The organism is Massilia sp. BAP21 (genome assembly GCF_057801335.1).
The window spans coordinates 820,406-847,282 of sequence record NZ_CM173596.1 but is presented as its reverse complement, the minus strand read 5'-3'; the positions used below and the strand labels follow the sequence as shown (position 1 = coordinate 847,282).

The following is a 26,877-nucleotide window of genomic DNA, read 5'->3' as shown; positions in this document are numbered from 1 at the left end:
TATTGTTGCTGGCTGTGCGCATTGCGCCGGCGCACCCGCGTGCGCAGTACAATATTGGATTCGTAATCTTTTCATAGAGACCACCATGGCCGTGAATTCCCCCCTGCCCGTCGCCGCCGACCTGAAGCCGGTTGCCGGTATCGAGATCGGTTTTGCCGAAGCCGGCATCAAGAAGCCCAACCGCAAGGACCTGCTGGTCATGCGCCTGGCCGATGGCGCCACCGTCGCCGGCGTGTTCACCAAGAACCGCTTCTGCGCGGCGCCGGTCCAGGTGAGCAAGGCCAACCTGGCAGCCGTGACGGATGGCGGTGCGCCGATCCGCGCATTGGTGGTCAACACCGGTAACGCGAACGCCGGCACCGGCGAGACCGGCCTGGCCAACGCCCAGGCCACCTGCGCCGAAGTGGCGAAGCTGCTCGGCTGCGAAGCCGGCCAGGTGCTGCCGTTCTCGACCGGCGTGATCCTGGAACAGCTGCCGATCGCGAAGATCGTCGCCGGCCTGCCGGCCGCTGTCGAGAACCTGAAGGCGGACAACTGGTTCAACGCCGCCGAAGCGATCATGACCACCGACACCCAGCCGAAGGCTGCCTCGCGTACGGTGACCATCGGCGGCCACGAAGTGACCATGACCGGCATCAGCAAGGGCGCCGGCATGATCAAGCCGAACATGGCGACCATGCTCGGCTACCTGGCGTTCGACGCCAAGGTGGCGCAGCCGGTGCTCGACGAACTGGTGAAGTACGCGGCCGACCGCTCCTTCAATTCGATCACCATCGACGGCGACACCTCGACCAACGATTCCTTCATCCTGGTGGCCACCGGCGCCGGCGGCCTGGTCGTGAACGAAGCGAGCGGCGCCGACTATGAAGCCCTGCGCGATGCCGTCACCGACATCTCGCGCAACCTGGCGCAGCAGATCATCCGCGACGGCGAAGGCGCGACCAAGTTCATCACCATCACGGTGGAAGAGGGCCGCGACCTGGAAGAGTGCCGCAAGATCGCCTATGCGATCGCCCACTCGCCGCTGGTGAAGACCGCCTTCTTCGCGTCGGACCCGAACCTGGGCCGCATCCTGGCCGCGGTCGGCTATGCCGGCGTGGACGACCTCGACGTCACCAAGCTGGATTTGTACCTGGACGACGTCTGGGTCGCCAAGGCCGGCGGACGCAATCCGGATTACCAGGAAGCCGATGGCCAGCGCGTGATGAAGCAGGCCGAGATCCTGGTCCGTGTGAAGCTCGCGCGCGGCGATGCCACGGCCACGGTCTGGACCTGCGACCTGTCGCACGACTACGTCAGCATCAACGCCGACTACCGCTCGTAAAGCAGGCATGACGCCGCTCGAACAGTTCCTGCACCGCGCCGAGGGTTTGATGGCGCGGCTCGAGGCGGTGCTGCCGCCGGCGGTCCCGCGCGAGCCGGACTGGAAGCGCAGCTTCGCCTTCCGCTGGCGCCGCCGGGGGAATGGGGCGGGTGGCGGCAATGCGTGGCTGCAGCCGGTGGCGCATGTGTCGACCATCCGCTTCGCCGATTTGCAGCACGTGGATGCGCAAAAGCGCCAGCTGGAGCAGAACACGCGCCAGTTCGTCGCTCGCCGTCCGGCCAACAACGTGCTGCTGACCGGGGCGCGCGGAACCGGCAAGTCGTCGCTCATCAAGGCTTGCCTGAACGATTTTGCCGACCAGGGGCTCAGGCTCATCGAAGTGGACAAGGCGGATCTGGCCGATTTGCCGGACATCGTCGACCTGGTGGCGGCGCGGCCGGAGCGCTTCGTGATCTTCTGCGACGATCTGTCGTTCGAGGAAGGCGAGGCTGGCTACAAGGCGCTGAAGGTGGCGCTGGACGGCAGCATTTCGGCGCAGTCGGACAATGTGCTGATCTACGCGACCTCGAACCGGCGCCATTTGATGCCGGAAAAGATGTCGGATAACGCCGGCTACAGGCACGGCGAGGATGGAGATTTGCATCCGGGCGAGACGGTGGAAGAGAAGATTTCGCTGTCCGAGCGGTTTGGCTTGTGGTTGTCGTTTTATCCTTTCCGCCAGGACGATTACCTGGGCATCGTCGCGCACTGGCTGGCCAGCTTCGGCTGCACGCCGGAGCAGATCGAGGCGGCCCGGCCGCTGGCGCTGCAATGGGCGCTGGGGCGCGGCTCGCGCTCGGGGCGGGTGGCGTGGCAGTTTGCAAAAGACTACGCCGGAAAATTACCCTGACTGGTTTTTCGTAGGGTGGACACCTGTGTCCACGCGGTGCCACGTTTGCATATCGAATAATCGTTTCGACAACGGAGCCGTGCCATACCGCGTGGACACGGGTGTCCACCCTACGAACCCATACACCCGGGTTATCCCCCCACGCAATTTTCTATCGGCGGGAACACAACACCCATGATTTTCTACGCCCGCGCCTGGCGTACAATATCGGGTTTTCCAACCGGACTCTCTCATGCAGCAAGCCGCCAGCAGGCCTATCGACGTGGCAGTCGGGATCGTGATGCGCCCGAATGGCGACGTGCTGCTCGGCCAGCGCCCGGCGGGCAAACCATATGCCGGCTACTGGGAATTCCCGGGCGGTAAAGTCGAGCCGGGCGAGAGCATTTTCAACGCCCTGCAGCGCGAATTCGTCGAAGAATTGGGCTTGAACATCGTCGGCGCCGAAGAGTGGTGCTGCGTCGAACACGTCTACGAGCACGCCCATGTGCGGCTCCATTTTTATATCAGCCGCGACTGGCGCGGCGAACCGCAGAGCCTGGAAGGCCAGGCCTTTGCGTGGCAAGGGGCAGTCGGCGTTACCCCGCTCCTGCCCGCAACCATCCCCTTGCTCGAGTGGCTCGATCAGCTGCGCTACGCAAGGTAAAAAGCAGTCAACCTCTGTTCAAGGACTCCTGTGAAAATCATCGTCTTGGGTAGTGGTGTCATCGGCACCACCACGGCATATTACCTGGCCCAGGCAGGGCACGACGTCACCGTCATCGACCGCCAGCCGGGCGCCGGCATGGAAACGAGCTATGGCAACGCCGGCGAAATCTCGCCCGGCTACGCGTCCCCATGGGCCGGCCCCGGCGTGCCCGCGAAAGCCGTGAAATGGCTGATGATGCAGCACAGCCCGCTGGTCATCCGCCCCAAGATGGACCCGAACCAGTGGCGCTGGATCCTGTCCATGCTGGCCAACTGCAACCACAAGAGCTACCAGATCAACAAGGGCCGCATGGTGCGCCTGGCCGAGTACAGCCGCGACGTGCTGGTCCAGCTGCGCAAGGACACCGGCATCGCCTACGACGAGCGCAGCCAGGGTACCCTGCAGCTGTTCCGCACCCAGAAGCAGCTCGATGGCGCCGCCACCGACATCGCCGTGCTCGAACAGTACGGCGTGCCGTATAAAGTGCTGGACCCGGCCGGCTGCGAAGCCTACGAACCGGCGTTGAGTAAAGTGCGCGGCAAGTTCGTCGGTGGCCTGCTGCTGCCGAACGACGAGACCGGCGACTGCTTCAAGTTCACCCAGAAGCTGGCCGAGATGGCGAAAGCCCTGGGCGTGAAGTTCCGCCAGGGCGTCGAGATCAAGCGCCTGTCCGTGGAAGGCGACCGGGTCACTGGCGTGGTCACCTCGCAGGGTGAACTGAAGGCCGATTCCTTCGTGCTGGCGCTGGGCAGCTACTCGCCCTTCGTGCTGAAGCAGATCGGCATCCGCATCCCGGTGTATCCGGTCAAGGGCTATTCGATCACCGTGCCGATCACCGACGCATCCGGCGCGCCGGAATCGACGGTGATGGACGAGACCTTCAAGGTCGCCATTACGCGCCTGGGCGACCGCATCCGCGTGGGCGGCACGGCCGAACTGGCCGGGTTCGACCTGACCCTGCACCAGGCTAGGCGCGACACGCTGGAGCACTCGGTGACCGATCTGTTCCCGCAGGGCGGCGACGTGAGCAAGGCCGAGTTCTGGTGCGGTTTGCGTCCGATGACGCCGGACGGCACGCCGGTGGTGGGCCCGACTCCGTACCGCAATTTGTTCCTGAACACCGGCCACGGCACGCTGGGCTGGACCATGGCCTGCGGTTCGGGGCGCGTGCTGGCCGACATGGTCTCGGGCCGCCAGCCGGAGATCGGGCTGGAAGGCCTGTTCATGGACCGGTATGGCAGCGGTAACAAGCCGGTGCAGATGCCGGGTGGGATTATCGTCACGGCCTGATCGACCCAGGACAGGGACCGTACGGTGGGCACTCCGTGCCCACGCGGTACGCACGCATCCTTGCACCTGCTGCGGCGAAACATCGCTCGCAAACGTCAAAAACGGACACGCACCTGTCGTGTCCGTTTTTGCATTTTGGGGGCGACACCTCGCGGCAGCAGGTGCAAGGAAACGCACGTAACCGCGTGGGCACGGAGTGCCCACCGTACGGTTGAGGCCGACAACTGCCGAATATGGACGTGCCGTTTTACGAGAACAGGCGCCGCATCCTGCGCTGGCGGCGCCGTTCCTTCCAGTCGCGCCACGTCTGCTTCGGATCGCCGCAGTTAGCGCAATCGACGCACTGGCAGGCATCGCACACGCAGTCGGCATCGCGCCACGACACGCTGGGCATATCGCAGTGCAGATCCGGCAGACAACTCGCATCGCAATCGCAAGGCACGCAATCGCCGCGCTGGTGGTGCAGGAGCGGATGGGGAACGTGGACACGCCGGCTGCGGTAAGCTTCACCGCACAGGCGCAGGCGGCGCCGCAACAGCGCCAGCCCATTCCACAGCCCGAACCGTTCGATCACCCGGTAACCATGGCGCGAACAGCTGTCGCGCCCGGTCGCACAGCGGTAGGCGCAGGAAAAACCTTTATGGGGAGAGAGATAACGCTGGTAGCCGCGGATCGCGGCCAGGGCCACACGGACGAGGAATCCGGATGGCCGCTCCAAGATCAGTGTTTATCGTCAGCCAGCGGGTCGTCCAGCGACTCGTTCGGCGCGGCGGCGGGGATGGTGTACTTCTCTTCGGCCCAGGCGCCCAGGTCGATCTGTTTGCAGCGCTCCGAGCAGAACGGGCGGTATTGATTCGCTTCCGTCCACTCGACTTTCCTGGCGCAGGTGGGGCAGGCTACAACGGTCATGGCAATACTTAAACTTAGAAATTACAGAGGGTCAGCTCGAAGGGCACGTCTTCTTCCAGCGACTTCGGCTTCAGATCGCCGTCCTGGGTGGTGAAGCGTACCCACAGCATGTACTTGTTGGCCGAGATTTCGGGAATCGCACCGAGCGATTCGTCGAGTCCCAGGCGCAGCATATGGTACACCTTTCCCTGCAACATTTGCTGGTAGCTGCCGCCGGTGGCAACCATCCTGGCCGGGCCGCCCGAGTCGCGCAGCAGGCGCAGCACGAGGGCGAGGGCGTCGAACAGGGGAGCGAGCGGCCCGAACCAGGCCATGATGTCGGCGTGGCGCTGCTCGGCCGGGCGCTTTTGCCAGGCGTAGTAGGAGGGCAGGTCGAATTCGCAGGCGCCGCCGGGGATGATGGTGCGGCCGCGGATGCTCATCAGCCACTCGTTGTCGCGCACGTTCTGGCCGGTCTTGCCCTGGGCGGCGCCGAGGGCGCTGCTCACTTGGTCGAGTTCGGCGAGGACGGCGTCCAGCGCTTCCGGGGCCACGTTCGGGTTGCTGCGGTAGGCCAGCAGGCTTTGCTTCTGGCGCTCGAGTTCCTGCAGCAGGTCGGACTTCAGGTCGGCGCGGCCGGCCACTTCCAGCATGTCGAAGATCGTCGCCAGGGCGACGTGGTGCTGCATCGGGTGTTCCTGGCGCACAAAGAACTTGAATTTCTCGTACAGGTCTTCCAGCCGCAACAACGTGCGAATCCGCTCGTTGAAAGGATATTCGTAGACGATCAAAGTGACATTCCTCTGAATGTGGGCTGGCAGGCAACTTCGTGATTCTGAACCATGCGACGCAAAATTACAAACCTTCGATTGTAGAAGTCCGGATCAGGCGCCGAATGGAGCATGAGCGCGGCGCGATTCGTCGAGATAAAACGCATGCAGGCGTTCGACTTGCGGTCGCAAGGCGTCCAGCCCGTCGTCGTTGAGGACCACGTCGTCGGCCGCCGCCAGGCGCTGGGCGCGCGTGACCTGGACCGCCATGATGGCGCGTACCTGCTGTTCGGTCATGCCGTTCCTGGCCATCACGCGCGCCACCTGCAGTTCCTCGGGGCAGTCGATGGCCAGCACGCGCGTGACCCGCTGGCGCCAGGTGCCGGACTCGATCAGCAGCGGCACGACGAAGATCGTGTAGGGGCCGGTGGCCATGGCCGCCGCGGCGGCGGTGGCGTCGCGGATGCGCGGGTGCAGGATGGCTTCCAGGCGCGCGCGGGCAGTGGAATCGGAAAACACCAGCGCGCGCATCTTGATGCGGTCCATGGCGCCCTCAAGCGTGGCGAAGTCCTGCCCGAATTCGTCCAGGATGGCCGGCATCGCCGCGCCGTTCGGAGCGGTCAGCGCGTGGGCGATGGCGTCGGTGTCGACCAGCGTCGCGCCGAGGGCGCCGAACATGTCGGCCACCGTGGTCTTGCCGCAGCCGATGCCGCCGGTCAGGCCGACGGAGAATGCAGTAACAGGCGCCGGTTCCATGTCCGTCAGCCCAGCAGGCCGCTGAGGAAGCCGGCGCTCAGGTCCTTGCCCCAGAGCAGGGCGATCAGGCCGGCCGCCGCCAGGTAGGGACCGAAGGGAATCGGGTTGTCGCGCCCGCGCTTGGCGAACACGATCAGGCTGATGCCGACGATCGCACCGACCACCGAGGACAGCAGCACGATGGTCGGCAGCATGGCCCAGCCCATCCAGGCGCCCAGCGCCGCGAGCAGCTTGAAGTCGCCGTAGCCCATGCCTTCCTTGCCGGTGGCGAGCTTGAACAGCCAGTACACGGACCACAGCACCAGGTAGCCGGCGGCCGCGCCGATCACGGCGTCCTGCAGCGGCACGAAGGTGCCGTTGACGTTGATGAGCAGGCCGGCCCAGAGCAGCGGCAGGGTCAGGTCGTCGGGCAGGAGCTTGGTGTCGTAGTCGATCCAGGTCATGGCGATCAGCAGGTACACGAACAGCAGCGCGCCCATGCCCGCCAGGCCCGAGCCGAAGGTCCAGACCAGCAGGGCAGACAGCAAGCCGGTGATCAGCTCGACGATGGGGTAGCGCGGCGAGATCGACGCCTTGCAGTTGCGGCACTTGCCGCGCAAAACCAGCCAGCTGACGACGGGGATATTCTCGAGCGCGCTGATCTGGTGGCCGCAGTGCGGGCAGCAGGAACGCGGCACCATCAGGTTGTAGCGGTCGGTGTGCGGCAGCTCCTTGCCGCTCTCGTGCGCCACATAATTGTCGGACTCGCGCTGCATCATCTTCGGCAGGCGATGGATGACCACGTTCAGGAAACTGCCGATCAACAGGCCGAAGATGCCGGCAACGATGGTGGGGCCGAGCGATGCGGGGGCGGCAAAGAGAAGAGTTTCCAAAGAGCTAGCTTCCGGTTAGGTGGCGTCGATGCGGGCAGTGGTGCCGTAGATCAACCTATTTTAGGGGTTTTCCGTGGTTCGTGAAACGTGTGATCCGCGCGCCGGCCAGATAAAATCCATTCCGCACCAAAACACCGAGAAACCGACATGAAAATATCCCAACGCGCCCAGGCCATCGACCCCTTCTTCGCCATGGAATTCGGCAAACGCGCCGCCGCCATGGAGGCGGCAGGCCAGGCTGTCATCAAGCTCAGCCTGGGCGAGCCCGACTTCGGCCCGCCGCCCGCCGTGCTGGACGCCGCGCGCAGCGCCGTCGACGGCCCGCTGCCCTATACCGGTGCCCTCGGCACGCCGGCCCTGCGCGCGGCGATTGCAGGCTTCTACCTGCGCGAGCATGGCGTGACGATCTCGCCGAACCGCATCATCGTCACCGCCGGCGCCTCGGCCGCGCTGCTGCTGGTAACGGCCGCCCTGGTCGACAGCGGCGACGAAGTGCTGGTCGGCGACCCATCCTACCCCTGCAACCGCCAGTTCCTGAGCAGCTTCGGCGCCCGGGTGAAGCTGGTGGCCACCGACGCCGCATCGCGCTTCCAGCTCGATGCCGCCAGCGTGCGCGCCAACTGGAGCGATGCGACGCAAGGCCTGATGATCGCCACGCCCTCGAACCCGACCGGCACCTCGGTACCGCTGGACGAGCTGCGCGCGATCTGCGACTGGGCGCGCGAGCGCGGCGCCTGGCGCATCGTCGACGAGATCTACCTGAACCTGGGCGACCGCGATGCCGACGGCCGCGCGCCGCAGACGGTGCTGTCTGTCGACGACGACGCCATCGTCATCAACAGCTTCTCGAAATACTTCGGCATGACCGGCTGGCGCCTGGGCTGGGCCGTGGTGCCGGAAGCGCTGGTGCCGACCATGGAGCGCCTGGCCCAGAATTACTACATCTGCGCGTCCAGCCTGTCGCAGGGGGCGGCGCTGGCCTGCTTTACGCCGGCGTCGCTGGCCGTGTGCGAGGAGCGGCGCCAGGAATTCGCGCGGCGCCGCGCGCTGGTGCTGGAAGGCTTGGCGGGGATCGGGCTGCCGGTGCCGGTGCCGCCGGACGGAGCGTTCTACGTCTACTTCGACGTGAGCGGGACCGGGCTGACGGCGTGGCAGTTCTGCGAGCGCGTGCTGGACGAGGTGCAGGTGGCGCTCACGCCGGGCAAGGACTTCGGGCACTGCGGCGCGGACCGCTACGTGCGGCTGTCGTATGCGGCCAGTAGCGAGCAGCTCGCTGAAGCCATCCGCCGGCTTGGCGTATTCATGGCTGCAATCTGGGGAGCGCAGGCATGAGCATCACCGCCGCGCGGCTGTGAACGGCGGCAGCGCGGCTCCGGCCTGCAAGCAGGCGCGATCCTGGTCCATCGCGCCTACCCGAAGGCGTAAAATCGCGCTATAGTCGTCCTGGCGGCAAGGCCGCGCGCAGTCTGCGCAGTCTGTCTACGCAATGACACCGTGCATCCGTGATGGATAAAGGCTGACATGATGAACACTCGTTTACAGCGTAGCGTCTGCTCTCATGTGTTCCTCAGCCTGATAGTGCTGGCCTGCCCGCCGGCGGCAAGCGCCCAGGCCGCCGATGCGCCCTGGGCGGCATTGCAGCAGTCTTACTTCCCCGGCAAGCAACTGGAGCAGGCCTCCTTTATCCGCCTAACGGCGCCCGCGCGCGCAGCCAGCGGCGACCAGGTGCCGTTCGCGTTCAGCATCGACCATCCGATGACGGCGACGCAGTACATCAAGTCGGTCACCCTGTTCGTCGACGCCAATCCCGTGCCCTTGACGGCGGTATTTCGTTTTCGTCCGGAGAGCGGTAAGGCGGAAGTATCGACCAGGATCCGCTTCGAATCCGATTCGCCGGTGCACGTCGTTGCCGAGTCGAGCGACGGCCGCCTGTATGTGAATAGCCTTACCGTGAAGGCATCCGGCGGTTGCGCCGGCACGATCCCGGGCGACAATGCGCAGGCGCTGGCGGAAGCGGGAAAAATGAAGATCGCACTCGACGGACCATTCAGGCGCGGCGAGCTCAACAAGGCCCGGCTCCTGATCCGGCACCCGATGTACACCGGTTTGCAGCGCGACCTGGCCACGCATGGCTTCCGTCCCGCTTTCTTCATCGACAAGATCGACATCACCTACGACGGCAAGCCGGTGATGACGGCCGATACGTCGATCGGCATCAGCGAAAATCCCTCGATTGGGTTTGGATTCGTCCCCAGCCGGGCCGGCACCCTGCAAGTCCTGATCCGCGATAGCCAGGGCGCCAGCTTCCGCCAGTCGATCGACGTGGGCGGCTAGATGCGGCGCCTGATGCACGTGGCCTGGCTGCTGGCGGCCGCGCAGCTTGCCGTAGCAGCGCCGCTGCGCGTCGACCAGGTCGCGCCGGGCGTGTATGTGCACATCGGGCAGCACAAGGATTTCGAGGAAGGCTACGACGGCGACATCGCGAATATCGGCTTCGTGGTCGGCAGCGATGCGGTCGCGGTCATCGATACAGGCGGCTCGTATGCCGTCGGCATGGCCCTGAAGCAGGCGCTGCGCGCCGTCACCCGGCTGCCGATCCGCTACGTCATCAACACGCATGGGCATCCCGACCATGTGTTCGGCAACGCCGCCTTCATCGAGGCCGATCCCGCCGAGGGAGAAGGGCGGCCGCGATTGGTCGGCCATGCCACGCTGCCGCGCTTCCTCGCCTTGCGCGGCGATGCCTATGTGCGCAACCTGAAGCAGCAACTCGGTGCCGGGGCCGGCGCGAGCAGGCTGGTGGCGCCGGGCGAGACCGTGCAGGACCGGCTGACCCTCGACCTGGGCGGGCGCAAGCTGGAACTGCGGGCCTGGCCGAAGGCGCACACCGACAACGACTTGAGCGTGTTCGACGCCGCCAGCGGTACGCTATGGACGGGAGACCTGCTCTTCATCGAGCGCACGCCGGCCATCGATGGCGACCTCCAGGGCTGGCTCGCCGCCATGGACGGATTGGACAAGATGCCGGCCGGGCTCACCATCCCGGGCCACGGCCCCGTGACGCGCGACAGGAAGGCGGCGCTGGCCAGGCAGCGCCACTACCTGGCGACCCTGCTGCACGACGTGCGCGCCAGCATCCGGCAGGGCGCCGACATGCCCGCCACGATGGCCACGGCGGCGGCCTCGGAGCGCAGCCGCTGGCAACTCTTCGACATCGTCAACCGGCGCAACGTCAACCTGCTCTACCCGGTTCTGGAATGGGTTGATAACAGTAATCGGTAACTTGTCTAAACATATGCAATCTTATTCAGAATGGATAGGATTTTTACAACTTCTTCTATCACGAAAGCACTTGTATTATATTTTTGTAAGGCTGGATGGCAGCCGTAGTCATCGGAACCAATAACTGATCGACAGTGTCGAACATGGGTAAAGGAGGCGCGATGATCCTGGCCCATCGTATTCGACTCGACCCTAATAAGGTGCAGGCAACATATCTGTCGCGTGCAGCCGGGACCGCGCGGTTCGCTTACAACTGGGCACTGGCCGAATGGGAACGGCAATTCGAAGCGTGCAAACGCAACCCAGCCTTGCCCAAGCCAAACGAAGCGGCGCTGCGGCGCCAGCTCAACGCCATCAAGCGCACGCAATTCCCATGGATGCTGGAAGTAACAAAGAATGCGCCACAGATGGCGATCATGCAATTGGGCCGCGCTTTCCAGAATTTCTTCGAGAAACGGGCACGCTACCCGAGGTTCCGGCGCAAGGGGATCAACGACCGGTTCACATTGACCAACGACCAGTTCCAGGTCGATGGCAAACGCATCCGTATTCCGAAACTCGGATGGCTGAGGATGCGTGAAAGCCTGCGCTACACAGGACGGATTGTCTCTGCGACCGTTTCGTGCACAGCCGACGAATGGTATGCCAGCATCAGCATCGATACCTCCGACACACAGCTGCCGCCAGCCGAAAATCAAAGCGCGGTCGGCATCGACTTCGGCGTGACGCACCTGGCCACGTTGTCGACAGGAGAGACAGTCGTCGGACCCAAGGCATTGCGAACCTTGCTGGATCGCCTGCGTCGACTGTCACGCGATTTGTCGCGCAAGGTGAAAGGCTCGTGCAACCGCAAGAAGGCAAGAGCCAAACTGGCCCGCCTGCATGCCAGGATCGCCAACGTGCGCGCGAACGGCTTGCACCAGCTCAGCGCAAGTATCACCCGGCGCTTTCATACCATCGGCATCGAGGATCTGCATGTCAAGGGCATGCTCGGCAACCGGTGCCTGTCACGGGCGATTGCCGACATGGGCTTTGCCGAACTGCGCCGCCAGCTCGTGTACAAAGCGCAGCGGCGCGGTGGGCAAATCATCGTCATCGATCGCTGGTACCCCAGCAGCAAGACCTGTTCCTGCTGTGGTTACAAGCTCAATGCACTCAGCCTGGACGTACGTCAGTGGACCTGCCCTGGATGCGCAACGCACCATGACCGCGACGTCAACGCAGCAATCAATCTAAGAAATATGGCGGTGAGTTCCACCGTGTCGGCCTGTGGAGGGGAAGGCGCTGGCCCTGTGCTCCATGCGCAGAGTGAAACCGGCCCCTGTGAAGTAGGAATCCAGCGAAAAGTTAACTATGCTTAGCTTTGGGTAAGTCTGGAAGAACGGAGTAGGGCGATGCGCAGGCGCGATGTTCTCGGGTTGGCACTGGCGGGATTGGCCCAGCCGTCGCTGGCGGCGGGGGCCTGTCCTGTCCGCCACAAGCGCCATGGTTGGCATGGGCGCCTGGGGCGGGTCGTGGTCGTGGGCGCCGGCTATGGCGGCGCCACCGCAGCCAGGTATGTGCGGCTCCTGGGCGCCGGGCGCATCGAAGTCATTCTCGTCGACCAGAACGCCGATTTCGTTTCCTGCCCGGTGAGCAACCGCGTGCTGGGCGGGCAAAGGACACTGGCGCAGCTCACGTTCGGCTACGATGCGCTCCGGCAGGAGCATGGCGTCCGGTTCATGCGGGGCCGCGTGACGGCGATCGATGCCGACCGGTCGCAGATCGTGATGGCAGGACAAAGGCTGTCGTACGACAGGCTGGTCGTCGCGCCCGGCATCGACTTCATCTACGACGATTTTCCAATGCTGGCAAAGGCGCAGGAGCGCATTCCCCATGCGTGGAAAGCCGGTCCGCAAACGCGGAACCTGCAGCGGCAGCTGGCGGCGATGCGCGACGGCGGGGTGTTCACGATCGTGGTGCCGGCCCAGCCCTACCGATGTCCTCCCGCACCATACGAGCGCGCGTGCCAGGTCGCCTTTTACCTGAAAACGCACAAGCCCCGCTCCAAGGTCGTGGTGCTGGACGCCAATCCCGTCATCACCTCGAAACGCGCGCTGTTCGAGCGGGCCTGGCGCGATTTGTATCCGGGCATGATCGACTACGTGCCGGGCAGCGAACCGAGGGAAGTCGACGTGGCGACGAAGACCGTCAGGACCGCCTTCGATACGGTGAGGTCGGATGTGCTGAACGTCATTCCACCCCAGCGGGCGGGCAGGATCGCACAACAGGTCGGCCTGGCCAACGTGGAGCGGCGCTGGTGCGAAGTCGACTTTCTCACGTATGCATCGAAGGTCTTGCCGCGCGTGCATGTCATCGGCGATGCCATCGACGCCGGCCTGCCCAAGTCGGCGCACATGGCCAATGCCCAGGCCAAGGTCTGCGCGCGCGCCATCGTGGATTTGATGCTGGGGCAGGCGCTTGATCCGGCGCCGGCCTTTGCCAATACCTGCTACAGCTACGTCGACGACAGGCAGGCGATGCACATCTCGACCCTGTACCGCTACGACCCGGCCACCGGCAGCATGCGGGCCGAGGGCAGCGGCATGCTGTCGGACCATCCGTCCGCGCAGGAGGGCAGGGATGCCGATGCGTGGGCGCGGCAGATCTGGAGCAATGTGCTGGGCTAGCGGGCGGCAAGCTGCAGCGACGCACGCCGCGACGCAGGCCGGCATCCAGGAATACACCCTTCATCGATTTGCATGATAGCCGCATTCAATGATGCGCTTCCCATGGCCGATTTTAGTCAGACTAGGCATTCTTGTTCTTCATTCGATGCAATCGAAACATGCTGTCCGCTTCCCTCCACGGGGAGCCAGCAGCGCCACAAGGAAAGCTCATGACTACATCGCTTCAACACATCGGCTTTCTCTGCTTCGACGTGTTCGGCACCGTCGTCGACTGGCGGTCGGGAGTGGCGCGTGCCGCCCAACCTTTCCTCGAACGCTACGGCATCGACGTCGATCCGTTCGACTTTGCCGACGAATGGCGGTCGCTGTACCAGCCTGCGATGCAGGCCGTCCGCTCAGGCGAGCGGCCGTGGGTGCGGCTGGATGTGCTGCAACGGGAAAATCTTGAAACCGTCCTGGCGCGGCATGGTGCGGATTTCGGTGCGATTGCAGGTGCCGATCTGGCCGATCTCAATCGCGCCTGGGAGCGGCTCGATCCATGGCCCGATGCGGTCGAAGGCCTTACCCGGCTGAAGCAGCGCTTCCCGATCGGCGCCCTGTCGAACAGCCATATCGCGGGCATGTTGCACCTGTCGCGCTTTGGCGGACTTCCCTGGGACGCCATTCTCGGCGCCGAGATCGCCAGGAGCTACAAGCCGCAACCCCAGGCCTACCTGAAGTCGGCGGAAGCGGTTGGACTGCCGCCGCACGAGGTGGCGCTCGTCGCCGCCCACAACGACGACCTGCAAGCAGCGCGCGCCTGCGGCTTCAGGACCGTGTTCGTGCGACGGCCCCAGGAACACGGCCCGAAGCAAAGCACCGACCTGGCACCGGAACACGACTGGGATGTGGTCGCCGACAGTCTCATCGAATTGGCCGACCTGCTCGGCTGCCCTCAACTTTCACGATAAAGGAACCTGCACATGACGCAACCGAATGAACGCCCGCTCGCCCTGGTCACCGGCGCCTCCAGCGGCATCGGCTATGAACTGGCCCGGCTTTTCGCAGCCGACGGCTATGACCTGGTCATCACCGCGACCAATGGCGAACTGCTCGAACGCACCGCCGAAGCCGTCCGCGCTACCGGCGCCGGCGCCGAGATCGTCGTTGCCGACCTGACGAAGTTCGATGGCGTCGAGTCGCTGTACGCTGCGGTTACCGCTCTTGGCCGGCCGCTGGCCGCGGCGGCCCTGAATGCGGGTGTTGGCCTGGGCGGCTACTTCATCGGCGGCACCGACCTGGAAGCGGAGCTGAACATGATCCAGTTGAACATCGTCTCCCAGGTGCACCTGACGAAACGCATCCTGCCGGACATGGTGGCGCAGGGTTCCGGCAAGCTGCTGTACACGGCGTCGATCTCGGGCACCATGCCGACGCCGTACGAGTCGGTATATGGCGGCACGAAGGCCTTTTTGATTTCGTTTGCGGAAGCGGTGAAGTCGGAGATCAAGGACAGCGGCGTGACGATCACCTTGCTATTGCCGGGCCAGGTCGACACGCCGTTCTGGCACCGCGCCGGCATGGATACCAACAAGCTCGGCATGGGCGAGAAGGCGGCCCCGAGCAAGGTGGCGGCAGAGGGTTACGAGGCCATGAAGGCCGGGAAGGACCGTGTCGTCGCCGGCATGACGAGCAGCAAGGTGATCGGGAACATCGTCAATAACCTGGCGCCGGATACGGTGAAGGCTGATTTGCATGCTGCAGATGCCGAGCCGGGATCGGGGTTGAAAGACTAGGGGTTGCTGGCCGCAAAGTGGCCCTCATGGGCGAAGGACTGGCTATCTTCGTATGGAGCAAGTGAAAGTTTTCGAATGAAAATATTGAACCTGGGTGCCTTGTATGTAATGACACTTGCTGCAGGTGGCATTCCAGGCTCAACATATGCAACAGAAAAACAACTAACCGTTAGCGGAAAGAATTTGACGCTGGCAGCTCCGCTCACATGTGCATCAGCGCAGCTGTCCCGTAAGGAACTGGCCAAATATTTAGTCCAGTACGATCCTTCTGGCGAACCAAGTGAAGACATTACGGACGAGACACCGTGGACGCATGAAGAGATAGAGACAGCAAGGCGCGCTCTTGTTTTACATGGGTTCCAGTATCCGAATGGTCAGGTTAGCGTTATTACCTGGACCGATTTTGATGGCGACGGTGTCTGTGACTTTTCTGCCTCCGCTGGTATCGGTGGCGCAAAATCGATTGATCGACATTTCCTGTTCCGTGGCTTGCCGGGAGGAGGTTTTCGACTTGTCGATTCTGATTACTCTTACAAGAGCACCAGCGTTACGATATTGCCTCATATCCCGATCAGGGTGGCGGGAGAAACGCTCCCGCTCTTGGTCAAGGAAGACAACATTCTCCAATGGCAGGCTGAGCGCAAGCGATTCGTTACATGCGACATGATACAGTCCGGTCCGGAGGCACTGAAACTGCGCGCTGCGTTTTCGCTACTGGCCCAGTTGTGCACCAATCCGCGCGGAATGTTTGATTGGGCTGCAGATCAGCTGCCGCACAAGAACGAATTACCTCACTGGACGCCCGCAGCTTGAGCACCTGCGGAACAATGATTGCACGGATCAACATGGTGTAAGCCAAATAGCCGGGGCCAATACTGACATTTGAACACGAGTTTTGCGCTGTTTTGTAGGCCCGCCTTCCTGCCTGCCGAGACGAGGGCGCACTCTGCTCCCTCGCCGGCTTCTTGCGTATGAGAGCTGAGGCCGTGTTCGAACGTCAGACCTGAAATGATCCCAGTTGTCTGGTGTGTTACACCACCGACCCCAGCTTAAAGATCGGCAAATACATCGCCACCACCAGGCCACCGATCAGCACCCCCAGGATCACCATGATCAGCGGCTCCATCAGCGACGACAGCGCACCCACGGCCTCGTCGACTTCCTCTTCGAAGAAATCGGCCACCTTGCCCAGCATCGAATCGAGCGCGCCGGATTCCTCGCCGATGGCCACCATCTGCGTCACCAGGCTGGGGAACACGTTCGCGTTCTGCATCGCCACCGTCAGGCTGGTGCCGGTGCTCACCTCGGTCTGGATGCGCTTGGTCGCTTCCAGGTAGACGTTGTTGCCGGAGGCGCCGCCGACCGAATCCAGGGCCTCGACCAACGGCACGCCGGCGGCGAACATGGTCGATAGCGTCCGGGTCCAGCGCGCGATGGTCGCCTTGCGGATCACGCTGCCGAAGATCGGCAGGCGCAGCAGCAGGCGGTCCATCCCCTGCTGCATCTTGAGCGAGCGGCGCCAGGACTGGAAGAAGAAGTAGAGCGAGGCGAAGATCGAGCCGAAGATCGCCCACCACCACTGCACGAAGAATTCCGAGATGCTCATCACGACCAGGGTCGGCGTGGGCAGGTCGGCGCCGAAGCTGGAAAACACGGATTTAAAGGCCGGCACCACCCAGATCATGATGATCGCGGTGACGATGAAGGCCACCCCCAGGATCGCGATCGGGTAGGTGAGGGCGGACTTGATCTTGGCCTTGATCGCCAGCGTCTTTTCCTTGTACACGGCGAGGCGGTGCAGCAGCTCTTCCAGGATACCGGCCTGTTCGCCGGCGCCCACCAGGTTGCAGAACAGCGGGTCGAAGTAGCGCGGGTACTTGCGGAAGGCGTTGTTCAGGCTGGTGCCGGTCTCGATGTCGGCGCGCAGGTCGAGGATCAGTTTCGACATCGACGGATTCGCATGGCCCTTGCCGACGATGTCGAAGGACTGCAGCAGCGGCACGCCGGCCTTCATCATGGTGGCCAGCTGGCGCGTGAACATGGTCAGGTCCTTGTCGGTGATCTTCCGGCCGGAGCGGTAGATCTTCTTCTTGACCTTGGTGACCATGATGCCCTGGCGGCGCAGCGTCACGTTGACGATGGCTTCGCCGCCGGCGCGCAGCTCGCCGCGCACGGTCTTGCCGGTCTTGTCCTTGCCTTCCCAGGCGTAGACCGATTCCTTGACCTGTGCGCCGCCGCGGCTGCGGGTGGGGAGGGAGGTAGCCATATTGATCCTGTTTCGCTTGTTTCTTATCCGTTACTCGTTCGTACAGCCGAGCACTTCTTCGAGGCTGGTCAGCCCCTGCTTGACTTTCAACAGGCCCGAGCGGCGCAGCGAGTTCACGCCGTCCTTCTCGGCCTGGGCGGCGATCTGCATCGCGTTGCCGTGCGCGAGGATCAGGGCCTCGATGGCCGGGGAAATCGGCATCAGCTGGTAGATGCCCACGCGCCCCTTGTAGCCCGAGCCCAGGCAGCGCTCGCAGCCCACGGGGCCGTAGGGCTTCCAGTCGCCTTCGAGGTCGCTCTCGCGGTAGCCGGCGCCGAGCAGGGCGTCGCGGCTCATCTCGAGCGGCTGCTTGCAGGTGCACAGGCGGCGCGCCAGGCGCTGCGCGGTGATCAGGATCACCGACGAGGCGATGTTGAAAGGGGCCACGCCCATGTTCATCAAGCGCGTCAGGGTCGAGGGCGCGTCGTTGGTGTGCAGGGTCGAGAACACCATGTGGCCCGTTTGCGCGGCCTTGATCGCGATGTCGGCGGTTTCCAGGTCGCGGATCTCGCCGACCATGATGATGTCCGGGTCCTGGCGCAGGAAGGACTTCAGCGCCACCGGGAAGGTGAGGCCCGCCTTGTCGTTGACGTTCACCTGGTTCACGCCGGGCAGGTTGATCTCGGCCGGGTCTTCCGCGGTCGAGATGTTGATGCCCGGCTTGTTCAGCACGTTCAGGCAGCTGTACAGCGACACGGTCTTGCCCGAGCCGGTGGGCCCCGTCACCAGCACCATGCCGTAGGGACGCGAGATGGCGTCGAGCAGGATCGCCTTCTGGTCGGGGTCGTAGCCGAGGGCGTCAATGCCCATCTGCGCCTGGGTCGCGTCCAGGATACGCATGACGGTCTTTTCGCCGAACAGCGTGGGCAGGGTGCTGACGCGGAAGTCGATGGTGCGCGTGGGCGAGAGGATCAGGCGCATCCGGCCGTCCTGCGGCACGCGCTTTTCCGAGATGTCGAGTTTCGCCAGCACCTTGATGCGCGAGACCAGCTTGTCGCGGATCGAGAGCGGCGGCATGGCGTGGTCGCGCAGTACGCCGTCCACGCGCATGCGGATGCGGTAGTATTTTTCGTAGGGCTCGAAGTGGATGTCCGAGGCGCCCAGGTTCACGGCGTCCATCAGGATCTTGTTCAGGAAGCGCACGATCGGCGCATCCTCGACCTCGTTGGCCGCTTCCGGCTGGGCCGCGGCGGCTGCCGCTTCTTCCTCGGCGAATTCGATCTCGCCGTCTTCGCCGGCCAGTTCGGCCAGGCTTTGCTCGGCGCCCTTGGCCAGGCTGACCAGCAAATTGAGCAGGGCGTCGTGCGGCACGATCACCGGCTCGACGGCGGCCTCGCTCTGGAACTTGATCTGGTCCAGGGCCTGCGAGTTGGTGGGGTCGGAAATTGCCACCGACAGCCGGTTGCCGCGCTTGGCCAGGGCCACTACGCGCTGGGCCGCCATCAGCTTGGCGTCGATGGCGCCCGCCGGCAGGGCGTCGAGGCTGAAGCTGGACAAGTCAAACAGCGGATAGCCGAAGGTCTCGGCGCAGAACACGGCCAGCGACTGCGAATCGATCGCGCCGCCCACCACCAGGGCGTCGATGAAGGAAACGCGTTCGAGCGTGGCCTTCTTTTGCAGCGTATCGGCCTGGCTTGCGGTCAGGCGGCCAGCCTGGACCAACGCGCGCGCCAAACCCGACATCGGTGTGCCTGAAGTCGCGTTCGGGAGGACTGCTGCCATATGCGCTGTGGTGTTAGAGGAAGGACAAGAGAGCCGCGCGGGGGCCTGAACCACGCGGAAGATCTCTTCGGATGATGCCTATGGGCATCAAATTTGTAAAGCGAATCCAATTGAGATAGATGCGTGCGCGCCACGTAGACAGATTGGCACGTGCTGGGGTTTGTTGATGCCCGGACAATGGTTATGGACGGTTTGACCAGATTGATCAGGCATTGTATCCGGCGCTTGCGTTGACGCGGCGCATACAATGGCCGGCGGCGTGATCAGGTAGGGTGGGCGCTCTGTGCCCACCCTACGTTGCTATCGTAGGCGGCAAGATCATCCGGCGCGGAAGCGGAGCCGCCAGCGATCGACGCGTGGGCGGCGTTCAAGTCGCGTGGAGGTTGACGGTCGGGTATAGCCGACCACCCTACAGCGCAAAAAAAACAGGCGCCCGCAGGCGCCTGTCTATTTATATAGTCAGCAAACCGATCAACGCAAGGCCAGCGGCGCCGCGCGCTTGCCGAGCGCCGGGCCGGAACCCTGCTCGGCCAGCTTGAACACCGACAGCGCCCCGGTCAGTTGCCCGGTCTGCTCGGTCAGCGATTCGGCCGCCGCCGAGGCTTCCTCGACCAGGGCCGAGTTCTGCTGGGTCATCTCGTCCATGCTGCCGATGGCGCGGCCGATGTCCTCGATGCCTTCGCTCTGGCGCTGGCCGGCCATGCTGATCTCCGCCATGATGTCGTGCACCTTCTTCACCGATGCCACGATCTGGCCCATGGTTTCGCCGGCCTGGTCGACCAGCGCGCTGCCGGCGTTCACCTTCGAGACCGAGTCGCCGATCAGTTCCTTGATCTCCTTGGCTGCCGCGGCCGAACGCTGGGCCAGGTTGCGCACTTCGCCGGCCACGACTGCGAAACCGCGGCCCTGTTCACCGGCGCGCGCCGCCTCGACCGCCGCGTTCAGCGCCAGGATGTTAGTCTGGAAGGCGATGCCGTCGATGACCGCGATGATCTCGACGATCTTCTTGGCCGAGGTGTTGATGTCGCCCATGGTGGCGACCACGCCGCCTACCACTTCGCCGCCGCGGGTGGCGATGTCGGTGGCGCTCACCACCAGCGCATTCGCCTCGTTGGCGTTGGCCGCGTTCTGGCGCACGGCGCCGGTCAGCTCGTCCATGGCGCGCGCGGTGCGTTCCAGGCTGGCGGCCTGCGATTCGGTACGGCCGGCCAGGTCCGCGTTGCCGCTGGCGATTTCCGCGCTGGCCACCGCAATCGTCTCGGCCGACCCCTTGATCTCGGCCACCATCGTCGCCAGGCGCAGGCGCATTTCCTTCAGCGCCACCAGCAGGCTGGCGCTGTCTTTCGCGTCGGTGCGGATGTCCATCGCCAGGTCGCCGGCGGCTACCGCACGGGCGATCTCGCGCGCATATTCCGGCTCGCCGCCGAGCTGCTGCCAGATGGCGCGCACCATGAACCACGACACCGCGGCCAGGCTGGCGATCACGATCAGCGCGGTCAGGATCATGGTCCACAGCACGCGGCGCACATTGCCCTCGCTGTTGGCGATGCCGGCCTTGAACTGCTCTTTCGCCTGCGCCTGGGTCTTGTCCAGGTCGGCGCTCAGGACGGCCAGGCTGCTCTGCATCTTGCCGACCACGGCCTGCGGGTCGCCTTCTTCCATCTCGAGCATGATGCGCGCGGCCGACAGGGCCGGTGCATAGTAGTCGTTGAATTCCTTCAGCAGGCGCGCGCCGTTGGCAGCCTGGCCGTCGATGGCGCCGAACTGCTGCAGGTGCGCGCGCACCTTGTCGGCCTGCTTGCCGACTTCCTCGATGCGCGCCTTGTCGCCTTCGGTGACGGCGTCGCGCAGGGCGTCGGTGACGTCGCCGATTTCCAGGGTCAATGCCTTGGACGCGTCCAGCACCGGGTAATCCACGCTTTCGGTGGAATTGATCGACTTCAGGGCGTCGGTCGCGATCATCGCGCTCACGCCGATACCGAGGCCGAAGATCAGGGTCGAAATGACCGGGAGTGCCCAAATCCTGCGCTTGATGCTCATGTCTTGTCTCTCACTATTCATGAAACCGCCCCGCAGGCAGGGCCGGCGGGGCGGGAATCGTCGAAAACAGCTTGTCGGCCCCTGTTACGGCGCCGTGTAGACCACTTTTACGCTGGCGTCGACCGACGCCTTGTCCATGTAGCCGATCGCTTTCGGGTTGGCGGCAACGGCGGCCTTGACGGCGGCGCTGTTGGCGACTTCCTTCGGCATCGTGGCCTTGCCGGTGAAGACCAGCTTCGACCACAGGGCCTTGGCCTGCGAGGCGTCCTTGTCGGTCACCTTCTTGTAGAACTCGGCGCGCTGCGGCGAGTCTTCCGACTGGTCGATCGGCGTCATCGCGCTCGATTTACCGAGGAAGAACTGGGCGACCTGGTCCTTCGTCATCGAGGCTTCGGCGGCCTTCGGGTTCACCACCACGACCACTTCGGCCAGGGCCGGCACCGAGGCGGCCAGGGCGGCTGCGGCCACCACTGCGGAGATCAGTTTGTTCATGCTGCGCTCCTTAGAAGAGGAAGTCGACGGCAACGGCGCCGACGGTCACGTCGCGGTTGAAGCCTGGCTTGGCGTTGAGCAGCAGGCCGCTGCCGACGCCCGGCTTGACGCGGTCGAACTGGACCTTCAATGCGGCCGAGCTGTGGAAGTCCCAGCGCACGCCGAGCGAGGTGGTGCTTTGCTCGCCCTGGCCGATACCGATGTACGGCAGCGACGCGGCGCCGGCGCGCAGTGCCGCCAGTGCCGGCACGCCGGCCGGCACCACGTTGGCCGGATGGCCGTCGATCGAGACCTTGCCGTGGATGACGTAAGGCAGGACCTTGCCGAAGCGGTAGCCGCCCATCAGGTACCACGAGGTGGTGTCGTTGACGTAGGTGTCGGTCTTGCGCTTGGCGAACTCGGACTGGGCGACGATGTTGTTCCAGTCCATGGCCAGGCCGAACGAGGTGAAGGAGGCATCCTTTTCGGTCGGGTCGAGCTGGTCGGCCATGGTGGTCAGCTGCGGCTGGGCCAGGGCGGCGCCGGCGCGGCGCAGGCCGCCGATCAGCGTATCCAGGCTGGCCGAATGCTTGACCGAGATCTTGGCGTCGACACGGCCGAAGCGGGCGGTGAAGGGGCCGTGTTCGGCCACCACGTTCAGGGCCAGCACGTCCTTGCCTTCGGCCTTGATCACGCCGCCAGCCAGGCGGCTTTCCGCGCGGCCATAGGCCAGCTGGCCGGTGACGGTGGTGTCGCCGAAGCTGCGCTGCCAGGTGGCGTCGATGCCATCGAGCTTGTCGAACGGGACTTGCGAGTACATCTCGCCGGGCGGGCGCAGGAAGGTGTGCGCGTAGCCGACGTTGCGGTAGTCCGAGATCATGAATGCCGGCAGGCCGGTACGGCCCACGCGCACGGCAATTTCGTCGTTGATGCGCGCCTTGGCGAAAGCCAGCATCAGCTCGGCGCCGAAGTCGTCTTCGGCATCGCGGCGCACCAGGCCCTGGCCGGCGAACGAGAGCCAGCTGTTGACGCCAACGTCAGCCTGCAGGCCAAGGTTCGAATCGACGCCGGTACGCGGCGATTTCTTCGCGCCGGAAGCCTGGTTCGGACGGCCGAATTCGGCATCGTTGGTGTTGGTCCAGCTCAGGGCGCCGGTGCCGAAGCCGCTGATCTTGACGGTCGGGCTCTGCGTTTCTTGTGCAAATGCCGACGACAGCGCCAGCGGCAGGGCCAGCATGGCGGCAAGGATGTGCTTGTTATTCATAAGATAAGCTATTACAGGATTTCCGTTTATTAGATTTGCTTCTAGTTGTTGTGTCGTTTGCATGCACCGGGCATGGATAGAACGAAACGATTCTATCCATGGAGCAAAAGTAAAGACAAGGAAAAGACGGTTTGCACCAAAAACGAGACATTGCAGCAGATCAATGCGTTGTTTTGGTGAAACAGATGAGCAAAACTTTTATTGAGTTTCTTTAGAGAAACAATATAAATCTTTATGTGTTGATTAATTCCACCAGTGCGTGGTGGCGCCCATCGCGGGCAGGCGGGCCTGGACGGCCTCGTGGATGAGCCCGGCACGCACGGCCTGCTCGGCCGTGTAGATGCGCGCATTGCCGAACAGGTGAGGGCGGACGTCGCCCGCTTCCGGTGCACCGCACGTGGCTTCGTCGACGATCGCCGCATAGCGTTCGGCATCGAAATCCAGGCATTCGCGCCACTCCGACACGCGCGCGTGGTCGGCTGCCACCAGGTTGCCGAAGCCCCAGTGCAGCGGATGGATCAGGAAGCGCGCGCCGGGGCAGGCATAGCGTTTTTGCCCAGCCAGGAAAATCACCACGCCCACCGATTCGACGCTGCCGATGTTATGGGTGTGCAGGGGAATCGGCAGGGACTTCAGGAAGAAGTACAGGGCAAAGCCGGCCGTCATGTTGCCGCCTTCGGTGGACATGTGCAGTTCGATTTCGCTGGCGCCGCTTTGCAGGGCCTGCAGGCACAGGTTGCGCACCGCGCAGGCGGCATTGTGGTTGATCGGGCCGATGAAGTGGACGATGTGCAAGGACATGGGCGTCTCCTGTCGTGTGCGAACAGGATAGCAAGTTCGAGCGGGCGGCAGCAATCGAAACCGGCGGGTGTTGCCGGGCGTCCTCAGCTACGTGTTCAGCTACCCCGGTACGTCGAGTACGACCACGGTGTGACCACCAGCGGCACGTGGTAGTTCTGGCCGGCGTCGGCCACGCCGAAGGCGATCGTCACGCGATCGAGGAAGCGCGGCTCCGGCAGGGCCACGCCCTGGGCCGCGAAATAATCGCCGGCCGCGAACACCAGCTCGTAGCGGCCGGCATGCAGGGCCTCGCCTTCGAGCAGCGGGGCGTCGCAGCGGCCGTCGCGGTTGGTGGCATCGGTCTTGACCAGCCTGCGCCCGCCGGCGTCGATGGCATACAGTTCGATGGCCACGCCGGCGGCCGGGCGCCCGTGCGCGGTGTCGAGTACGTGGGTACTGAGCTTGCCCATGTGGTCCCTATACGGAGTTGGTGAAGGTGGCTATCGTTCGCATCATATACCTTTACACTTTCGTCAATATAAGATCGGCCATATACCCTTCATCCTGCCGAAAAGCCCATGGATACCAGCTACCCGCGCGACATGATCGGCTACGGCCGCAACCCGCCCCATCCGCAGTGGCCCGGCGGCGCCCGTATCGCCCTGCAGTTCGTGCTGAACTACGAGGAGGGCGGCGAGAACAACGTGCTGCACGGCGATCCGGCGTCCGAGACCTTCCTCTCCGAGATCATCGGCGCCCAGGCGTTCCCGATGCGCCACATGAGCATGGAATCGCTCTACGAATACGGTTCGCGCGCCGGCCTGTGGCGCCTGCTGCGCATGTTCGAGGAGCGCAAGCTGCCGCTCACCGTGTTCGGCGTGGCGATGGCGCTGCAGCGCAACCCGGAGGCGGTGGCCGCCTTCCGCGAGCTGGGCCACGAGATCGCCTGCCACGGCCTGCGCTGGATCTCCTACCAGCACACCGATGAAGCCACCGAACGCGCCCACATGCGCGAGGCGGTCGAGATCATGCGTTCGCTCACCGGCGAGACGCCACTCGGCTGGTACACCGGGCGCGATTCGCCGAACACGCGGCGCCTGGTGGTCGAGCACGGCGGCTTCGTCTACGACGCCGACCATTACGGCGACGACTTGCCGTTCTGGCAGACCGTCAGCGTAACAAGCGCCGACGGCGCGCCCGACGAACGCGGCCACCTGGTCGTGCCGTACACGCTCGACACCAACGACATGCGCTTTGCCGCCATGCAGGGTTTCAATTCCGGCACCCAGTTCTTCGACTACCTGAAGGATGCCTTCGACGTGCTGTATGCGGAAGGCGACCCGAATGGTTTGAACGCGCCTAAAATGCTTTCGATCGGGCTGCACTGCCGCCTGGCCGGACGCCCGGCAAGGGCCGCCGCGCTGGCCCGTTTCCTCGACTACGTGTTGCAGCACAAGCACGTATGGATCACGCGCCGCATCGACATTGCGCACCATTGGCGGGCCACGCATCCCTTCATAGGGTGATGCATATTGTTGCGGTGATAAGCAATATCATTTATTTGCTATAGTTGCCGGCTGCCCCGATGGGGTACTCTTCACCCTTGGACCAATCCGAGACTAGCCATGGCCGAACCGATCCGCTTCTATTTCCGCAACGCCGTCCACGAAGTGACCGGCGTGGCGCCGACGCAAACCATCCTGCAGCACCTGCGGGAGGACTTGCGCTGCACCGGCACCAAGGAAGGCTGCGCCGAAGGCGACTGCGGCGCCTGCACGGTGGTGGTCGGTTCGCTGGAAAACGGCGAGCTGGAACTGAAGGCGGTGAATTCCTGCATCCAGTTCACGCCCACGCTCGACGGCAAGGCCCTGTTCACGGTCGAGGACCTGCAGCTGCCGGATGGCCGCCTGCACCCGGTGCAGCAGGCGCTGGTCGAATGCCACGGCTCGCAGTGCGGCTTCTGCACGCCGGGGTTTGCGATGTCGCTGTGGGGCATGTACCTGAAGGGGGCGGAAGCGCCATCGCGCTGCCAGATCGACGATGCCCTGTCCGGCAACCTGTGCCGCTGCACCGGCTACCGCCCCATCATCGACGCCGCTGTGCGCATGACCGAATTGCCGCGCGCCGAATTCGACCGTGCCGCCGTGGCCAACGCCCTGCGTTCGCTGCAGCGCGCGAACGGTGCGACCTATGTGTACGAAAACCGCAGCTTCCACGCGCCGCGCACGCTGGACGAGCTGGTGGCCCTGCGCGCCGCCAATCCGCAGGCGCTGATCCTGGCCGGTTCCACCGACGTCGGCCTGTGGGTGACCAAGCAGATGCGCGAGCTGAACGACATCATCTATCTTGGCCATGTGGCCGAGCTGAAAAGCGTGACCGAGCGCGATGGCATGCTGGTGATCGGCGCCGGCGTCACCTTGCAGGACGCCTACGCCGCCATCTGCCGCCACTATCCCGACGAGCTGAACGAACTCTGGCAGCGCTTCGCCTCGCTGCCGATCCGCAATGCCGGCACCCTGGGCGGGAACGTCGCCAACGGTTCGCCGATCGGCGACTCGATGCCCTGGCTGATCGCGCTCGGCGCCCGCCTGGTACTGCGCGGCCTTGAGGGCGAACGCGAACTGGCGCTCGAAGACTTTTATCTGGGCTACCAGCAAAAGGACATGCGGCCCGACGAATTCGTCGCCGGCCTGCGCGTGCCGCTGCCGCAAGCCGGCGTGCGTTTCCGCACCTATAAACTGGCGAAGCGCTTCGACCAGGACATCTCGGCCGTGTGCGCGGCGTTTGCGCTCACCTTGGACGGCGACATCGTCAAGGAAGCGCGCATCGCCTTTGGCGGCATGGCCGCCACGCCAAAGCGCGCCGCCGCGGCCGAAGCGGTGCTGAGCGGCCGCGCCTGGAACGAAGCCGCGCTGCAGGAAGCCATGGCCGCGCTGGCCCAGGATTACCAGCCGCTGTCCGACATGCGCGCCTCCAGCGGCTACCGCATGAAGACGGCGCAGAACCTGCTGCGCCGCTTCTGGCTTGAAACCCGCCTCGACAACCCGCTGCCGCAGGGCGCGGTGAACGCATTCGCAGCCATCGCGTAAGGAGAA

Annotated in this window: 26 protein-coding genes; 14 read left to right on the top strand and 12 right to left on the bottom strand. The window is 64.3% G+C overall.

The window, feature by feature from the left end:
• Positions 1 to 85 precede the first annotated feature (85 nt).
• The 4 genes from argJ (at position 86) to ACWYRN_RS03630 (ending at position 4,188) form a co-directional block, all read left to right on the top strand.
• Complete coding sequence (argJ, locus tag ACWYRN_RS03645) at positions 86 to 1,324, top strand: bifunctional glutamate N-acetyltransferase/amino-acid acetyltransferase ArgJ (protein ID WP_488691175.1); 1,239 nt, start codon at positions 86 to 88, stop codon at positions 1,322 to 1,324.
• Positions 1,325 to 1,331: 7 nt separating this feature from the next.
• Positions 1,332 to 2,213 (top strand): ATP-binding protein, encoded by an 882-nt coding sequence (locus ACWYRN_RS03640; RefSeq protein ID WP_488691174.1) that lies wholly within the window; start codon positions 1,332 to 1,334, stop codon positions 2,211 to 2,213.
• 232 nt (positions 2,214 to 2,445) lie between these two features.
• Positions 2,446 to 2,856, top strand: coding sequence for an NUDIX domain-containing protein (locus tag ACWYRN_RS03635; RefSeq protein ID WP_488691173.1), 411 nt, complete (start codon positions 2,446 to 2,448; stop codon positions 2,854 to 2,856).
• A gap of 30 nt (positions 2,857 to 2,886) precedes the next feature.
• Positions 2,887 to 4,188, top strand: a complete 1,302-nt coding sequence (locus ACWYRN_RS03630; protein WP_488691172.1) for a D-amino acid dehydrogenase — start codon at positions 2,887 to 2,889, stop codon at positions 4,186 to 4,188.
• A 247-nt stretch (positions 4,189 to 4,435) separates the two neighbouring features.
• On the opposite strand, the gene yidD is transcribed toward ACWYRN_RS03630, so the two are convergent.
• The 5 genes from yidD to ACWYRN_RS03605 all read right to left on the bottom strand — a co-directional run bounded on the left by yidD (position 4,436) and on the right by ACWYRN_RS03605 (position 7,474).
• The gene (gene yidD, locus ACWYRN_RS03625) at positions 4,436 to 4,906 is read right to left on the bottom strand and encodes a membrane protein insertion efficiency factor YidD (RefSeq protein ID WP_488691171.1); all 471 of its coding nucleotides are present in this window, start codon (positions 4,904 to 4,906) and stop codon (positions 4,436 to 4,438) included.
• A 2-nt stretch (positions 4,907 to 4,908) separates the two neighbouring features.
• Positions 4,909 to 5,097 (bottom strand): DNA gyrase inhibitor YacG, encoded by a 189-nt coding sequence (yacG, locus tag ACWYRN_RS03620; RefSeq protein WP_488691170.1) that lies wholly within the window; start codon positions 5,095 to 5,097, stop codon positions 4,909 to 4,911.
• Between the two features lie 14 nt (positions 5,098 to 5,111).
• On the bottom strand, positions 5,112 to 5,867 hold the full coding sequence (zapD, locus tag ACWYRN_RS03615) for a cell division protein ZapD (protein WP_229437970.1): 756 nt from the start codon (positions 5,865 to 5,867) through the stop codon (positions 5,112 to 5,114).
• 93 nt (positions 5,868 to 5,960) lie between these two features.
• Entirely contained in the window at positions 5,961 to 6,602 is a 642-nt protein-coding gene (gene coaE / locus ACWYRN_RS03610; RefSeq protein WP_488691169.1) for a dephospho-CoA kinase, read from the bottom strand.
• Between the two features lie 5 nt (positions 6,603 to 6,607).
• Entirely contained in the window at positions 6,608 to 7,474 is an 867-nt protein-coding gene (locus ACWYRN_RS03605) for a prepilin peptidase (protein ID WP_488691168.1), read from the bottom strand.
• Between the two features lie 147 nt (positions 7,475 to 7,621).
• Between ACWYRN_RS03605 and ACWYRN_RS03600 the strand changes: the two genes are divergently transcribed.
• The 8 genes from ACWYRN_RS03600 to ACWYRN_RS03565 all read left to right on the top strand — a co-directional run bounded on the left by ACWYRN_RS03600 (position 7,622) and on the right by ACWYRN_RS03565 (position 16,013).
• Positions 7,622 to 8,806, top strand: a complete 1,185-nt coding sequence (locus ACWYRN_RS03600; RefSeq protein WP_488691167.1) for a pyridoxal phosphate-dependent aminotransferase — start codon at positions 7,622 to 7,624, stop codon at positions 8,804 to 8,806.
• A 192-nt stretch (positions 8,807 to 8,998) separates the two neighbouring features.
• On the top strand, positions 8,999 to 9,808 hold the full coding sequence (locus tag ACWYRN_RS03595) for a quinoprotein dehydrogenase-associated SoxYZ-like carrier (RefSeq protein ID WP_488691166.1): 810 nt from the start codon (positions 8,999 to 9,001) through the stop codon (positions 9,806 to 9,808).
• Positions 9,809 to 10,756 (top strand): quinoprotein relay system zinc metallohydrolase 2, encoded by a 948-nt coding sequence (locus ACWYRN_RS03590; RefSeq protein WP_488691165.1) that lies wholly within the window; start codon positions 9,809 to 9,811, stop codon positions 10,754 to 10,756. It abuts the gene before it with no gap.
• 161 nt (positions 10,757 to 10,917) lie between these two features.
• Positions 10,918 to 12,117, top strand: a complete 1,200-nt coding sequence (locus ACWYRN_RS03585; RefSeq protein WP_488691164.1) for an RNA-guided endonuclease InsQ/TnpB family protein — start codon at positions 10,918 to 10,920, stop codon at positions 12,115 to 12,117.
• Between the two features lie 33 nt (positions 12,118 to 12,150).
• Complete coding sequence (locus ACWYRN_RS03580) at positions 12,151 to 13,425, top strand: NAD(P)/FAD-dependent oxidoreductase (RefSeq protein WP_488691163.1); 1,275 nt, start codon at positions 12,151 to 12,153, stop codon at positions 13,423 to 13,425.
• 209 nt (positions 13,426 to 13,634) lie between these two features.
• Positions 13,635 to 14,375 (top strand): haloacid dehalogenase type II, encoded by a 741-nt coding sequence (locus ACWYRN_RS03575; RefSeq protein ID WP_488691162.1) that lies wholly within the window; start codon positions 13,635 to 13,637, stop codon positions 14,373 to 14,375.
• Between the two features lie 12 nt (positions 14,376 to 14,387).
• On the top strand, positions 14,388 to 15,200 hold the full coding sequence (locus ACWYRN_RS03570; protein WP_488691161.1) for an SDR family NAD(P)-dependent oxidoreductase: 813 nt from the start codon (positions 14,388 to 14,390) through the stop codon (positions 15,198 to 15,200).
• Positions 15,201 to 15,275: 75 nt separating this feature from the next.
• Positions 15,276 to 16,013 carry a hypothetical protein gene (locus ACWYRN_RS03565; protein ID WP_488691160.1) on the top strand — a complete coding sequence of 246 codons (738 nt, stop codon included), beginning with the start codon at positions 15,276 to 15,278 and terminating at the stop codon, positions 16,011 to 16,013.
• 217 nt (positions 16,014 to 16,230) lie between these two features.
• Here the strand turns inward: ACWYRN_RS03565 and ACWYRN_RS03560 are convergent, their stop codons facing one another.
• From ACWYRN_RS03560 to uraH, 7 genes are all read right to left on the bottom strand, one after another.
• Positions 16,231 to 17,466 (bottom strand): type II secretion system F family protein, encoded by a 1,236-nt coding sequence (locus tag ACWYRN_RS03560; RefSeq protein ID WP_488691159.1) that lies wholly within the window; start codon positions 17,464 to 17,466, stop codon positions 16,231 to 16,233.
• 30 nt (positions 17,467 to 17,496) lie between these two features.
• Positions 17,497 to 19,188: a type IV-A pilus assembly ATPase PilB gene (gene pilB / locus ACWYRN_RS03555; protein WP_488691158.1), complete on the bottom strand. Its 1,692-nt coding sequence runs from the start codon at positions 19,186 to 19,188 to the stop codon at positions 17,497 to 17,499.
• Between the two features lie 510 nt (positions 19,189 to 19,698).
• Positions 19,699 to 21,267, bottom strand: coding sequence for a methyl-accepting chemotaxis protein (locus ACWYRN_RS03550; protein ID WP_488691157.1), 1,569 nt, complete (start codon positions 21,265 to 21,267; stop codon positions 19,699 to 19,701).
• An 84-nt stretch (positions 21,268 to 21,351) separates the two neighbouring features.
• Positions 21,352 to 21,759, bottom strand: coding sequence for a hypothetical protein (locus ACWYRN_RS03545; RefSeq protein WP_229437954.1), 408 nt, complete (start codon positions 21,757 to 21,759; stop codon positions 21,352 to 21,354).
• Between the two features lie 10 nt (positions 21,760 to 21,769).
• A complete protein-coding gene (locus ACWYRN_RS03540) occupies positions 21,770 to 23,002 on the bottom strand; it encodes a hypothetical protein (protein ID WP_488691156.1) in 1,233 nt (410 codons plus the stop codon).
• Positions 23,003 to 23,245: 243 nt separating this feature from the next.
• The gene (locus tag ACWYRN_RS03535; RefSeq protein ID WP_488691155.1) at positions 23,246 to 23,803 is read right to left on the bottom strand and encodes a ClpP family protease; all 558 of its coding nucleotides are present in this window, start codon (positions 23,801 to 23,803) and stop codon (positions 23,246 to 23,248) included.
• A gap of 95 nt (positions 23,804 to 23,898) precedes the next feature.
• Positions 23,899 to 24,252 (bottom strand): hydroxyisourate hydrolase, encoded by a 354-nt coding sequence (gene uraH, locus ACWYRN_RS03530; protein ID WP_488691154.1) that lies wholly within the window; start codon positions 24,250 to 24,252, stop codon positions 23,899 to 23,901.
• A gap of 108 nt (positions 24,253 to 24,360) precedes the next feature.
• Between uraH and puuE the strand changes: the two genes are divergently transcribed.
• Together puuE and xdhA are read left to right on the top strand one after the other, a co-directional pair.
• Positions 24,361 to 25,308, top strand: a complete 948-nt coding sequence (gene puuE, locus ACWYRN_RS03525; protein WP_488691153.1) for an allantoinase PuuE — start codon at positions 24,361 to 24,363, stop codon at positions 25,306 to 25,308.
• Between the two features lie 99 nt (positions 25,309 to 25,407).
• Complete coding sequence (xdhA, locus tag ACWYRN_RS03520; RefSeq protein ID WP_488691152.1) at positions 25,408 to 26,871, top strand: xanthine dehydrogenase small subunit; 1,464 nt, start codon at positions 25,408 to 25,410, stop codon at positions 26,869 to 26,871.
• The last annotated feature ends 6 nt before the right edge of the window (positions 26,872 to 26,877 follow it).

What these genes read in the sequence shown, in the direction of transcription:
- ACWYRN_RS03590 (WP_488691165.1), top strand. Translation starts at nt 9,809, where the DNA reads ATGCGGCGCCTGATGCACGTGGCCTGGCTGCTGGCGGCCGCGCAGCTT.
- ACWYRN_RS03575 (WP_488691162.1), top strand. Translation starts at nt 13,635, where the DNA reads ATGACTACATCGCTTCAACACATCGGCTTTCTCTGCTTCGACGTGTTC.
- ACWYRN_RS03585 (WP_488691164.1), top strand. Translation starts at nt 10,918, where the DNA reads ATGATCCTGGCCCATCGTATTCGACTCGACCCTAATAAGGTGCAGGCA.
- ACWYRN_RS03580 (WP_488691163.1), top strand. Translation starts at nt 12,151, where the DNA reads ATGCGCAGGCGCGATGTTCTCGGGTTGGCACTGGCGGGATTGGCCCAG.
- puuE (WP_488691153.1), top strand. Translation starts at nt 24,361, where the DNA reads ATGGATACCAGCTACCCGCGCGACATGATCGGCTACGGCCGCAACCCG.
- ACWYRN_RS03550 (WP_488691157.1), bottom strand. Translation starts at nt 21,267, where the DNA reads ATGAGCATCAAGCGCAGGATTTGGGCACTCCCGGTCATTTCGACCCTG.
- yacG (WP_488691170.1), bottom strand. Translation starts at nt 5,097, where the DNA reads ATGACCGTTGTAGCCTGCCCCACCTGCGCCAGGAAAGTCGAGTGGACG.
- uraH (WP_488691154.1), bottom strand. Translation starts at nt 24,252, where the DNA reads ATGGGCAAGCTCAGTACCCACGTACTCGACACCGCGCACGGGCGCCCG.
- ACWYRN_RS03595 (WP_488691166.1), top strand. Translation starts at nt 8,999, where the DNA reads ATGAACACTCGTTTACAGCGTAGCGTCTGCTCTCATGTGTTCCTCAGC.
- pilB (WP_488691158.1), bottom strand. Translation starts at nt 19,188, where the DNA reads ATGTCGGGTTTGGCGCGCGCGTTGGTCCAGGCTGGCCGCCTGACCGCA.
- ACWYRN_RS03640 (WP_488691174.1), top strand. Translation starts at nt 1,332, where the DNA reads ATGACGCCGCTCGAACAGTTCCTGCACCGCGCCGAGGGTTTGATGGCG.
- ACWYRN_RS03540 (WP_488691156.1), bottom strand. Translation starts at nt 23,002, where the DNA reads ATGAATAACAAGCACATCCTTGCCGCCATGCTGGCCCTGCCGCTGGCG.
- xdhA (WP_488691152.1), top strand. Translation starts at nt 25,408, where the DNA reads ATGGCCGAACCGATCCGCTTCTATTTCCGCAACGCCGTCCACGAAGTG.
- argJ (WP_488691175.1), top strand. Translation starts at nt 86, where the DNA reads ATGGCCGTGAATTCCCCCCTGCCCGTCGCCGCCGACCTGAAGCCGGTT.
- ACWYRN_RS03635 (WP_488691173.1), top strand. Translation starts at nt 2,446, where the DNA reads ATGCAGCAAGCCGCCAGCAGGCCTATCGACGTGGCAGTCGGGATCGTG.
- ACWYRN_RS03560 (WP_488691159.1), bottom strand. Translation starts at nt 17,466, where the DNA reads ATGGCTACCTCCCTCCCCACCCGCAGCCGCGGCGGCGCACAGGTCAAG.
- ACWYRN_RS03570 (WP_488691161.1), top strand. Translation starts at nt 14,388, where the DNA reads ATGACGCAACCGAATGAACGCCCGCTCGCCCTGGTCACCGGCGCCTCC.
- coaE (WP_488691169.1), bottom strand. Translation starts at nt 6,602, where the DNA reads ATGGAACCGGCGCCTGTTACTGCATTCTCCGTCGGCCTGACCGGCGGC.
- ACWYRN_RS03545 (WP_229437954.1), bottom strand. Translation starts at nt 21,759, where the DNA reads ATGAACAAACTGATCTCCGCAGTGGTGGCCGCAGCCGCCCTGGCCGCC.
- ACWYRN_RS03565 (WP_488691160.1), top strand. Translation starts at nt 15,276, where the DNA reads ATGAAAATATTGAACCTGGGTGCCTTGTATGTAATGACACTTGCTGCA.
- ACWYRN_RS03535 (WP_488691155.1), bottom strand. Translation starts at nt 23,803, where the DNA reads ATGTCCTTGCACATCGTCCACTTCATCGGCCCGATCAACCACAATGCC.
- ACWYRN_RS03600 (WP_488691167.1), top strand. Translation starts at nt 7,622, where the DNA reads ATGAAAATATCCCAACGCGCCCAGGCCATCGACCCCTTCTTCGCCATG.